The 12,049-nt window shown below is 41.5% G+C and carries 9 protein-coding genes; 8 read left to right on the forward strand and 1 reads right to left on the reverse strand.

The genetic code is table 11. The features are described 5' to 3' along the window. Positions 1–237 precede the first annotated feature (237 nt). From JXR81_05195 to JXR81_05225, 7 genes are all read left to right on the forward strand, one after another. Positions 238–1,881 (forward strand): tetratricopeptide repeat protein, encoded by a 1,644-nt coding sequence (locus JXR81_05195; protein MBN2754246.1) that lies wholly within the window; start codon positions 238–240, stop codon positions 1,879–1,881. Between the two features lie 104 nt (positions 1,882–1,985). Beyond that, a complete protein-coding gene (pgi, locus tag JXR81_05200) occupies positions 1,986–3,599 on the forward strand; it encodes a glucose-6-phosphate isomerase (protein MBN2754247.1) in 1,614 nt (537 codons plus the stop codon). 233 nt (positions 3,600–3,832) lie between these two features. After that, positions 3,833–5,845: an excinuclease ABC subunit UvrB gene (gene uvrB, locus JXR81_05205; protein MBN2754248.1), complete on the forward strand. Its 2,013-nt coding sequence runs from the start codon at positions 3,833–3,835 to the stop codon at positions 5,843–5,845. A gap of 25 nt (positions 5,846–5,870) precedes the next feature. Next, the gene (locus JXR81_05210) at positions 5,871–6,284 is read left to right on the forward strand and encodes a hypothetical protein (GenBank protein MBN2754249.1); all 414 of its coding nucleotides are present in this window, start codon (positions 5,871–5,873) and stop codon (positions 6,282–6,284) included. A 62-nt stretch (positions 6,285–6,346) separates the two neighbouring features. Then, a complete protein-coding gene (locus JXR81_05215) occupies positions 6,347–6,529 on the forward strand; it encodes a hypothetical protein (GenBank protein MBN2754250.1) in 183 nt (60 codons plus the stop codon). Positions 6,530–6,697: 168 nt separating this feature from the next. Continuing rightward, positions 6,698–7,675 (forward strand): DUF454 family protein, encoded by a 978-nt coding sequence (locus JXR81_05220; protein MBN2754251.1) that lies wholly within the window; start codon positions 6,698–6,700, stop codon positions 7,673–7,675. Positions 7,676–7,882: 207 nt separating this feature from the next. Further along, positions 7,883–9,472: a DEAD/DEAH box helicase gene (locus JXR81_05225; protein ID MBN2754252.1), complete on the forward strand. Its 1,590-nt coding sequence runs from the start codon at positions 7,883–7,885 to the stop codon at positions 9,470–9,472. 234 nt (positions 9,473–9,706) lie between these two features. Here the strand turns inward: JXR81_05225 and JXR81_05230 are convergent, their stop codons facing one another. Continuing rightward, complete coding sequence (locus tag JXR81_05230; GenBank protein ID MBN2754253.1) at positions 9,707–9,880, reverse strand: hypothetical protein; 174 nt, start codon at positions 9,878–9,880, stop codon at positions 9,707–9,709. Positions 9,881–10,088: 208 nt separating this feature from the next. Between JXR81_05230 and uvrC the strand changes: the two genes are divergently transcribed. Continuing rightward, entirely contained in the window at positions 10,089–11,873 is a 1,785-nt protein-coding gene (gene uvrC / locus JXR81_05235) for an excinuclease ABC subunit UvrC (GenBank protein ID MBN2754254.1), read from the forward strand. Positions 11,874–12,049: the final 176 nt, after the last annotated feature.

The following is a 12,049-nucleotide window of genomic DNA, read 5'->3' on the forward strand; positions in this document are numbered from 1 at the left end:
CGTCCTTTCGTCCTTTCGTCCTTTCGTCCTTTCGTCCTTTCGTCCTTTCGTCCTTTCGTCCTTTCGTCCTTTCGTCCTTTCGTCCTTCCGTCCTTCCGTCCTTCCGTCCTTCTGTCCCTCTGTCCCTCTGTCCCTCCGTCCCTCCGGTTTTTAACAATTGAGTTTATCCCCTTATTGTATTATAATAATCACTATAATGGTTGAAAATGCCCCGTATTTCAGCGTTTATTACTTTTATTGCGGGAGACGGCATCAAGGGAGAAGGCGATAGTGGACGCGGACGAAAAGAAGCTTTACGTAAAACTTGCCAACGGCTACTACCAGAATAAAGAGTATAAAAAAGCCATTGAACTGTATGAAAAACTGTACAGTGCCGACGCCGAAGACGTAAACATACTGAATATGCTGGCGGATTCATATTCCAAAACAGGTAATTCCCTTAAAGCGCTTGACGGTTATGTAGCTGCGCTTTCCATCTATGAAAAAAAACTTCAGTATGAAAAAGTCGTAAGGATAATAAAAAAAGTCATAAAAACCTTTCCGGAAGAACCCAGGGTAAAAAATAAGCTTAAGTCCGCGTTAAGGACTATGATACGCGACGCGGAAAAAAAAGTGATGGAAGGCGAATTTGAAGAAGCCAGAAATATTTATGAATCCATAATTGACTTCAACAGTGAAGAATATCCTATAAATATAAAAATGAAAGAATTAAATGACGCCGAAGCCAGGCATAAATCCATTAAAATGAAACAGATGGAAAATGAAATGAAGGCAAAGACGTCCGGCACCGGAAACGAACTGGTTGATAAATTTGAAATAATGGCGCAGAATTACCTGGACAACGGGGATTATGACGGAGCTGTTGAAACTTATATTACCGCGCTTAAACTCGCGCCTAATGACAAGGGGCTAAGGGACAAACTGCACAGGGTGTATTCCATTGTTGCTTCCAAATCAACCGGGGAAAAAATATGGGAAAAACTTGACAGTTCGCCTAAAGATAAGCTGGAAGAGGCAAAAAGAAAAGCGGTGGAAGAACGCAATAAAAAGATAATGCAGGAAGAAGAAGACCGCGCCCGGATGCTGCTTGAAGAAGAAGCAAGGATGCAGAGCGAATATGAAAAGATGGAACTTGAAATAATTCAGAAGGCCGCGGTGGAACTTAAAACAAAGCTGGATGAAGCGCAGAAAAACGAAAAACTTAAATCCGAAGAAGTTCAGAAAATAATGAAAGAGCAGGAAGAAAAAAAGAAAACACTGCTTGAAAAACTGAAACGGGAAGCAATAGACAAGTGGAACAAGCAGAAAGAAGATATAATGAAAAAAGCAAAAGAAGGAATGGCGGAAGAGGAAATAAAACCCGCGCCGCAGCCTTCTTTGGTTTCCGCTCCTGTTCAGGAAGAACAGAAGATGATAAAAATAAAGAACGAACCGGTCCAGCAGCCGTTTAAAATTGAAGACCTTAAAAAACAGCCGATTAACGGAGAAGATAAGAAAAAAAGCCTTTCTGACGCTTTAAAAGGAGCTTATGCCGTACCTAACCTTTCAAAAAGCGCGTTTGAAACGGCTAAAGAAATAAAAGAAATAAAAGAAGAACAGCCTGTTAATACCGTGCCCGTGGTGCAGCCCGTGGCAGCCGCGGCCTCAGGCGGTTCATCCAAATTTGATGAACTTATAGAAGACAGCGAAGAGGAACCGCGGGAAGATATTGAAGTGAACGACGATACTCTTGATTCGCTTATTACAACCGCATTCATTTACATTAACCAGAATATGTTAAAGGAAGCGCTTCATATTTATAATAAAGTATCGGAAAAATACAGCGGGAATCCCGAAGTTCAGCAGATAGCCGCGGAAGTGGCCAAAAGGCAGGGTAAGTAGAACGGCAGATACGCAGCCGCTCCGCGTATAATATCTGAAGCTGCTGAATTATCAGCAAAAAAAACCATTAAAAAAAATTATATTACATATAAAGGAGAAATAAAATGCCGCAGACCGTGAAATTGCCAGCCTGGAAAGAATTAAAAGGTAATTATGAAAAAGTTAAAAATCTTCATTTAAGGGAGATGTTTGAACTTGACCCCAAGCGCGCTGAAAAAATGTTAATTGAAAACGAAGGAATTTATTTTGATTATTCAAAGCACAGGGTAAATGATGAAACAATGAACCTTCTTCTTAAACTGGCAAAAGAAGCCGGACTTAAGGAAAAAACAGAGGCAATGTTTAAAGGCGAAAAAATAAATAATACAGAAGACAGGTCTGTACTGCACATAGCGCTGCGCGCTCCCAAAGGCAATAAGATAATTGTGGACGGCAAGGATGTAATGCCGGGTGTTCATGCCACACTTGATAAGATGGCCGTTTTTTCAGAGAAAATCAGAAAGGGAGAATGGAAAGGTTACACCGGGAAAACAATCAGAAATATTGTTAACATTGGCATCGGCGGGTCTGATTTGGGGCCGGTTATGGCGTATGAAGCGTTAAAAAAATACACGCAGAGAAACCTTGTATTCCGTTTTGTTTCAAATATAGATGACACTGATTTCGCCGAATGCACGCACGATTTGAATCCTGAAGAGACTCTGTTTATCGTGGCGTCCAAGACATTTACAACCCTTGAAACAATGACCAACGCGCTGACAGCCCGCGCGTGGGTATTAAACGCGCTTAAGGATGATAAAGCCATAGCAAAACATTTTGTGGCGCTGTCCACCAACGCGGAAGAAGTTTCAAAATTCGGAATTGACACCGCGAATATGTTTGAATTCTGGGACTGGGTGGGTGGCAGGTATTCCATGACATCCGCAATCGGCCTTTCAAACATGATAGCGCTGGGAGCGGACAATTACCGCGATATGCTTTCGGGTTTTAATAAAATGGATGAACATTTCCGTACAGCTCCTTTGGAAAATAACATGCCTGTTATTATGGCGCTGCTTGGTATCTGGTACGCGGATTTTTTTGGCGCGGAAACAATAGCCGTGCTTCCGTATGAACAGTATTTAAAACGGTTTCCCGCGTATCTTCAGCAGATGACAATGGAAAGTAATGGAAAGAGTGTTACCAATGAAGGCGAACGTGTCACATATCAGACAGGTTCCATATACTGGGGAGAACCCGGTACTAACGGGCAGCACTCTTTTTATCAGCTTATACACCAGGGTACAAAACTTATCCCGTGTGAATTTATTGCTTTTGGAAAATCACTTAATCCTACAGGTAAGCACCACGACCTGTTAATGGCAAATGTGTTCGCGCAGTCAGCGGCTCTTGCTTTTGGAAAAATAGCGGATGAAGTCAGGGCTGAAAAAACCCCTGAAAATCTTGTGAATCACAAGGTGTTTGAAGGCAATAAACCGTCAACCACAATCCTGATGGAAAAACTTACACCTGAAGCGCTGGGTAAATTAATCGCGCTATATGAACACTGTGTGTTTACGCAGTCTGTTATCTGGGGAATAAACGCGTTTGACCAGTGGGGAGTCCAGCTTGGAAAGGTGCTTGCCGGAAAAATAGCGCCTGATTTAGAATCAGAAACAAAACTTAATCATGACGCTTCCACCAACGCGCTGATTGCGAAGTACAGGAAGATTAAATAATATAAATACAGAGGGACGGAAGGTTGAGGTTTTGGATTTGGCAGACGCGGGTCTTTAGCCCGCGGTAGTTGATTTTAAAAATAACAATAAATGTTACTATAATCAGTTAAGCAGAAGCGGGAAAAGATAAAGAGATTCTTACGTTATTGCTTAATTGCTTAAGGCGCTAAAGTGCTATGTTTCCGCTATAGCTTAATTGCTTAAAACGCTAATATGCTATGTTTAAGGAGCTTATGGATAAATTTAAAATTAAATCAGATTTTTCCCCGCAGGGAGACCAGCCGGCCGCGATTAAAAAACTTGTATCGTCCATCGCGGCAGGCGAAAAATTTCAGACCCTGCTTGGGGTGACCGGTTCCGGCAAAACTTTTACCATGGCAAAGGTCATAGAGCAGCTTAACAGGCCGGCCATTATAATATCGCATAACAAAACCCTTGCGGCGCAGCTTTACATGGAATTCAAGGAATTCTTTCCCGACAATGCCGTGGAATATTTTGTCTCCTATTACGACTATTATCAGCCCGAAGCGTATATCCCCCACAGGGATATGTTCATAGAAAAAGACTCTGCCATAAACGACGAACTTGAAAGATTAAGGCTGGCTTCCACACAAAAACTTCTTACCCGCAGGGATGTTATTATAGTGGCATCCGTGTCGTGTATATATGGATTAGGCTCGCCGGAAAACTATAAAAATATTCGCCTGTTTATGGAAGAGGGCGGCAGGATGTCGGTAAATGAAATAGCGGAAAGCCTTGTGCGCATGCAGTATCAAAGAAATGAATTTGAATTTACGCAGGGAATCTTCCGCGTAAAGGGAGACATTGTTGAAATCTGGCCGGCTTATTCCACCACGGCTATAAGGGTGGAACTGTTCGGGGATGAGATTGAAAAAATATCAGAGATAGAACCCGTGTCTAAAAATGTGATTAACCGTATACGCAGAACAGCGGTATTTTCCGCCACTCATTATGTAATGGAGCCGGAAAAGATGAAAGGCGTGGTTAAGCAGATAAAAGCGGAACTGGAAAGCCGGCTTAAGTTTTATAAAGAAAGGCCGGTGGAATATGAACGGTTAAAATCGCGCGTCAGCTATGATATAGAGATGCTTGAAGAGATGGGGTACTGTAAGGGTGTTGAAAACTATTCACGCCTTATGGACGGCAGAAAACCGGGGGACGCGCCTTATACGCTGCTTGATTATTTTCCCGAAGATTATCTTATGTTTGTGGATGAATCACACGTTACGCTGCCGCAGTTTCACGGTATGAACGCCGGCGACCATTCGCGCAAGAAAAATCTTATTGATTACGGGTTCCGCCTGCCGTGCGCTTATGATAACAGGCCGCTTAACTTTGAAGAGTTTGAAAAAAAGATGAACCAGGTGGTTTTTGTATCCGCCACGCCTGCGGATTATGAACTTGAAAAATCCGGTACGGATAATATAGCGGAACAGATAGTAAGGCCTACGGGCCTTATTGACCCGGAAATAGAGATACGAAAGACAGACGGGCAGGTGGATGACCTGATGGCGGAAATAAAAAGCCGGGCTGAAAAAGGCGAACGTGTGCTGGTTACCGTGCTTACAAAAAAAATGGCGGAAAGCCTGACATCGTATTTAAAAGATAAAGGGGTAAAGTGCAGATATCTGCACAGCGATATTGACACGCTGGAGCGTATTCAGATAATAAGGGAGCTGCGCGAGAAAAAGTTTGACGCGTTAATAGGTATTAATCTTCTCCGCGAAGGGCTGGATATTCCCGAAGTGTCGCTGGTTGCCATTCTTGACGCGGACAAAGAAGGATTTTTGCGTTCGGATAAATCGCTTATACAGACTACCGGCCGTGCCGCCAGAAACGTCAACGGCAGGGTTATAATGTACGCGGACAATATGACCGATTCCATGAGGCGCGCGATAAATGAAACGGAAAGAAGGCGTGCAAAGCAGAAGGCTTATAATAAAGAAAATAATATAACGCCAAAAAGCATAGTAAAAGAGATAAAAGCCATACAGGGAAGCGTTTATGAAATGGATTATTTCACCGTGCCTGTCGCTGAAGAAGAGATTAACATAGAATACACGGACAGGGCGGACCTGATGAAAAAAATGGAAGAAGAGATGGCAAAAGAGGCAGCCGCGCTTAATTTTGAACGCGCCGCCATACTGCGCGATAAGATAGAGGATATAAGGGGCGGGATAAATATAAAAAAAGGCAAAAAGAAAAAATTCGGGTTTAAAATTTAATTTTATAATTTAAAGGGGAAAACGAATGAAAAAAATTTCTATTTTTGTTTTTGTTTTATTGTTTTTGATTTCTGTGTTTGTGTTTGCAGAAGAAACGACAGTACAGGAATTTCAGTGGGCGCCGGTGGTGCTTTTGTCTTCTGACGCGCTTTTGGTGACAGCGTCTGTTATGGCAATTTTTCAGCAGAATACTTTGGCAACAGATTACGACGCGCTGAAAACAAACTTAGGCGAGCTTGATGAGGCGGAGTATTGGAGATTAAAATACGAAAAAGAAAAAGTCACCGCAGCTGAAGACCTTGTGCTTATCTCCACAATCACGGCAGGCGCGGCGCTTGCATATACAGCGCTGGATTACTTTTGGCTGCACAATGCATTTAAACCGGTTGTTAATATTTCGGCAGACGGCGTAAAAACAGGAATGATTATTTCTTATTAAATCAAAGTTAAAAAATAACAAATATGTAGTATAATATTTAAAACTGTTAAAAGAGGTGCTATATGGTGAAAAATAAAAAGAAACAGGAACCTGTGGAAGTAAAAGCTGACGGAACGGCAGAACCTGTAAAGAAAATGCAGAAAGAAAAACCGTGGGAACATTTTAAACAGACTAATTCCTTCAAAAACATGAAGGGTTTCGCCGGTCAGCACATGAACAGAAGGGCCGGCCCTAAAGGCGGGTAGTAAAGGTTTTGGTATAAAAATTAAAAAAATAAAGCGTAATCCATAAACAGGCGGACTTGTAACTATACAGAGGCGCGGCATATTGCGCCTCTTTTTTTTTGTATGTTGATTTAACGGATGTAAGTATCTATAATTTGTTTAAGCCAATAATAAAAGCCGGGAGAATTAATGGATAATTTTAAGGAAAAAGCAGAAAACTGGGATAACGCGGCGCGCCTGGAAATGGCATCTGTAATAGCTGATGCTATGTTAAAACGCGTAAAATTAAAAAAAACATATAAGGCCATGGATTTTGGAGCCGGAACAGGCCTTATATCCTTTAAAACCGCGCAGTTTGTAAATTCCGTGACAGCCGTGGATTCTTCGGCTGCCATGCTTGATAATCTTAAACAAAAAGCGGAAGAATCCCAAACGGGCAATATAATAATTATGCAGGCGGATATTGAAACGCTTGACAGTTTTAATGAAAAATATGATGTGATTTTTTCCTCTATGTCAATGCACCACATAAAAGACATTGCGGGCTCGCTTAAAAAACTTTTTAACGCGCTTAAAGAAAACGGCCGTATTGCAATAGCGGATTTGGAAAAAGAAGACGGTACTTTTCATGGTGATAATAACGGTATCTATCACTTTGGTTTTGACAGGGATGAAATATTTGACCTTATGGCGGATGCGGGTTTTACCGGAATAAGGCTGAAAACAGTCCATAAAATTGACAGGAATAACAGGCAGTATCCCATATTTTTAATTTCCGCGGAAAAGATAAGCGGCAATAAAAGAGACGCGTATATTGCCGCCGGCCACGCGTTTACGGTTCTGGGAATAATAGGATTTATAATGCCTATAATACCGGCGGCGCCTTTTCTTATAGTGGCGGCTGCCATGTATCTAAGGGGTTCCAATGCGTTTTACAAGTGGCTTATTCACCATAAAATTCTGGGGCGTTTTGTCAGGGATTTCATGGAAGGCAGGGGAATATCTGTCCGCGCTAAAATAATGGGAATTGGAAGTGCATGGGTGGGGATGGCAGTATCATCGCATTTTTTAATACACGAAACATGGATGAAAGTTACTTTTGCGGCGGGCGTACTTGCAGCCACAATTTTTATAATCTTGATACCTACCAAGAAGAAAAATAAATAATAAGATGCTTGGACACTTAGATGTTTGGATGCCCGGTTAAAGTTGAAAATCCGGAACAAAAAATCAGAATAAATATTCTTGGTTTCAGCAGAATATCTGACTATCTGTGTATCTGTCCCTATGGTTTTTTATGTCTGCTATTTAATCTGTTGAATGTCCCGCTTTTTAGGCTTATAATAATGAAATAAGAGTAAAAAAGGAGAAAATTTGAAGACAGTCAGATTTTGTGACCTTGAAATTTCTGCAGAGATAAAAAAAGCAGCCCGGGAAATGGGTTTTGAAGAGGCTACCCAGATACAGTCGCTTGCTATTCCCGATATGATGGAAGGCCTTGATGTTATCGGGCAGGCGCAGACAGGCACCGGAAAAACCGCTGCTTTTGGAATTCCAATTATCGAAAAAATAGACCTTAATTCAAACCTTACGCAGGCGCTGGTTATGTGCCCCACAAGGGAACTTTGCGTACAGGTGGCGGAACAGATAATAAAATTTTCCAGATATGTAAAAGGAATTAAAGTCGTGCCTATTTACGGCGGCCAGCCCATAGAGCGCCAGATAAGGCAGTTAAAATACGGGGCACAGGTGATTGTATGTACGCCCGGAAGGCTTATTGACCACATAAACAGGGGCAATATTGATTTAAGCACCGTAAAAATTGTTGTGCTTGACGAAGCGGATGAAATGCTTAATATGGGTTTTATAGAAGATATATCTCTTATATTGGAAAAGATTCCAAGAGACAGGCAGACTGCCCTGTTTTCCGCGACAATGCCGGAGCCGATATTAAAACTTACAAAACGGTATCAGAACGATCCCAAATATATCACGGTTGTAAAAGAAGTATTAACCGCCGACGGTATAGATCAGTGTTATTATGAAGTAAAACGCGGCGCCAAACTTGACGCTATAGGGCGGGTGCTGGACTCTTTTGAATTTAACAATGTGCTTATGTTCTGTAATACAAAGCATAAAGTGGACAGTGTGACGGAGCGTTTAAAACTTATGGGTTATACCACTGAAGGGCTGCACGGCGACAAGACGCAGCAGCAGCGCGAAAAAGTAATGGAGCGTTTTAAAAAAGGAAAAACAGAAATACTTGTGGCAACGGATGTGGCGGCGCGCGGGCTTGATATAAAAGGGCTGGACGCGGTTATTAATTATCACATTCCGCAGGATATTGAATATTACGTCCACAGGATAGGCAGGACAGGCAGGGCGGGGAAAAAAGGCAGAGCGTTGACTTTTATTTATGGCAGTGAAAGGAATAAAATTTATGAAATAGAGCAGTATGCCAATGTGCAGATACGCTGTGACAAAGTGCCTACATTTGACGAGTCTTCTGACATTAAGACCGGCAGGGTAATGGAAAAACTTCTTGAAGAACTTGCGGCGGGAAATCTTGAAAGGCAGTCGGCTGAAATTGAAAAACTGCTGCAGAAAAATTACGGTCTAAGGGAAATTGCCTCCGCGCTTTTAAAAATAGCGTCCTTAACTGACAAGCGTGAAGATGATTTAAACCATAACAGGGCGGAAAGTTTGAAATTACCTGAAAAAAGCGGAGCAGGCACAGATACCGTTTTTATTAATGTGGGAAGCGATGATAACGTTGAAGTGCATGACATAATAGACGCAATTGAAGACATGGCAGGTATTACCGCTGAAAAGATAGGAAAAGTGGAAATACGTTCTTCTCATACATACATAGAACTTGAACATGACATTGTGGATTTTGTTATTCAAAAGATAAAAGAAAGCACGGTTAAAGGCAAAAAAGTACAGATGGAGAAAGTGCAGTAAGGGCAGAGGGACGGATGGTCAGATGCACAGAGAGACGGAAGCAGGTCTAAATCTAAAAAATGATAATTAAACCATAAACACTTATCATATATTCTATAAATACAAAATTATTCAATAACCATCTATACTACAATCTATATATAAATATTAACCAAAATCAACTGCCGCGGGCTAAAGATCCGCGTCTGCCAAAATTAACCTTCTGTCCCTCTGTGCATCTGACCATCCGTCCCTCTAATAGTTTCTCCACCCGCTTTTGTTGTGGTGTTTGTCAGTGTTGTGAATTACATGCATGTCACGCGCGTGTTCGGGTGTAAATTTTTCCCACGGATGCATCTTTTTAGCTTCATATCTGGCATGCGGATAAAAAGGAATTACTTTCACTTTTGGACTTTTTGCCGTTGCCATAACCTCACCCCCTTGTTTCAGCTTTCATAGTAAGTATACACTAAAAACGGAAGCTTGGAAGGTTAGATGCTTGGATGAACGGAAACTATATTTTCGGGCCGTCAATTATTTATATTACAGCAGCTGCAAGATTATTAACATTTTGGTATTTACCAAGCATCCAAGCATCTAAACATCCAAGCATCTTTCCATATGTTATAATATTCCCATGGATAAAGACAAATTAAAGGCATTACCGCAAAAACCCGGTGTTTATATTTTTAAGAACGCTGCCAGTGACATTATTTATATAGGAAAAGCAAAAGTCCTGCGTGACAGGGTGGGGTCTTACTTTGGCGGTTCAAAGAAAGATTTAAAAACACAGATAATGGCTTCGCTTGTCATGGATATGGACTATGTGGTGACAAAAAATGAGCTGGAAGCGTTCCTCCTTGAAAACTCCCTGATTAAAGAGAACAAACCCAAATATAATATCCTTTTAAAGGACGATAAATCATATCCCTATATTAAAGTTACAAAAGAAAAATATCCGGGAGTTTACGTTACAAGGATGATGGATGACAAAAATGCCCTGTACTTTGGCCCGTATTACGCCCTTGAAACCAAACGGGTGGTGCGCGCCATATACAGTATCTTTAAAGCAAGGCAGTGTACATATTCGTTTGATGAAAAGCCGCTTAAAAGGCCGTGCGTGTTTTATGATTCCGGCGTGTGCCTTGCGCCGTGCATAAGGCACGTGACTGACGCGGAATATGCCGGCATGATAAAAGAGGTAATTGATTTTTTAAACGGTAATTATGAAGCAGTTAAGGAAAAATTAAGCGTTTTAATGTCGCAGTATTCCGCCGCGCAGAAGTATGAACAGGCGGCAGAGGCACGTGATGCCATAAAGGCCATAGATGAAATATCCATTCAGCAGAAAGTGGTGGGGATTGAAAAAACAGAGTGCGACGTCTTTGATTACGCGTATCAGAACGGTACTTATTATTTTTGCGTACTTAACATAAGGCGCGGAAGGCTGATTAATAAAAAAGCCGATGTTTTTGAAAACGCAGCAAAGTCAGATAATGCGTTTGAAACTTACCTGGCACAGTATTATTCCGCGGGAAGGATGCTGCCGGAGGAAATTGTCATAAGAAAAGGGGCGGCGGATACTGAAGTGCTTATTAACGGGGTGTTTTCAGGAAAGAAAATTAAAATTTCCGAAAGGGTGCGGGATTCTCTCTTATCAATGGCCGCGGAGAATATACACGAAAAAATAAAGCAGGACGAAAAAGCAAAAGAGACCAGGCATAAATCAAGCGGCGAATTTATAAAACAGCTTGAAGCTTTAAAAACAGAACTTAAACTTGAAAAACTGCCCGAAGTGATAGACGGGCTTGATATTTCCCACCTGCACGGCGAAAACACGGTGGCGTCCTGCGTGGTGTTTAACAACGGCGCGCCGGATAAAAAAAATTATAGAAGGTATAAAATAAAGACAGTTCACAAAATAGATGATTTTGATTCAATGCGTGAAGTGGTAATGCGCAGGTACGGTAAAATGATTCAGGAAAATATTGATTTTCCGGATTTAATACTGATAGACGGCGGTATAGGTCAGGTGAATGCGGCAAAAGAGGCGCTGCTGCTGGTGGGCGCGGAAGATGTATCAGTTATAGGACTTGCCAAAAGGGAAGAACTTGTTTTTTTCCCCGGTAAAAATGAAGGCATTGCCCTGTCAGACGCGGCGCGGTTCCCGTTAATGCGCGTCCGCGATGAAGCGCACAGGTTTGCCATAACTTATCAGATGACACTGTCAGATAAAAAACTTATTAAATCTGTTTTTGATGATATTCCCGGCATTGGCGAGAAGACCAAAAGGGAGATATATACGGTTTTTGGCACAAAAGAAGAATTATTAAAAGCGGTTGAATCCAATGACGAAAAAGCGAAATTTCTAAATAAGAAGCAGAAAGAAGAGATAATAAAGTATTTTGCCAAAGGAAATTAAAATGGCAGAAATGTGAAACAGTTTGATTTTGTCGTGGTAGATGCGGGTCTTCAGCCCGCGGTAGTTATATTTGATTATTTTTTTACTTTTGTCCCTCTGTGCATCCATCCCTCCGGCTTACAGGGATTGTGTATATTTTTTCAGTAAGCGCCGCAAATCGGTAATCTTGTATTCAA

It is taken from the genome of Candidatus Goldiibacteriota bacterium (assembly GCA_016937715.1).
Classification (GTDB): domain Bacteria; phylum Oederibacteriota; class PGYV01; order PGYV01; family PGYV01; genus PGYV01.

Excerpts from the sequence above, each read along its gene's own strand:
- pgi (MBN2754247.1), top strand. The coding sequence starts at position 1,986 with ATGCCGCAGACCGTGAAATTGCCAGCCTGGAAAGAATTAAAAGGTAAT.
- uvrB (MBN2754248.1), top strand. The coding sequence starts at position 3,833 with ATGGATAAATTTAAAATTAAATCAGATTTTTCCCCGCAGGGAGACCAG.
- JXR81_05210 (MBN2754249.1), top strand. The coding sequence starts at position 5,871 with ATGAAAAAAATTTCTATTTTTGTTTTTGTTTTATTGTTTTTGATTTCT.
- JXR81_05215 (MBN2754250.1), top strand. The coding sequence starts at position 6,347 with ATGGTGAAAAATAAAAAGAAACAGGAACCTGTGGAAGTAAAAGCTGAC.
- JXR81_05220 (MBN2754251.1), top strand. The coding sequence starts at position 6,698 with ATGGATAATTTTAAGGAAAAAGCAGAAAACTGGGATAACGCGGCGCGC.
- JXR81_05230 (MBN2754253.1), bottom strand. The coding sequence starts at position 9,880 with ATGGCAACGGCAAAAAGTCCAAAAGTGAAAGTAATTCCTTTTTATCCG.
- uvrC (MBN2754254.1), top strand. The coding sequence starts at position 10,089 with ATGGATAAAGACAAATTAAAGGCATTACCGCAAAAACCCGGTGTTTAT.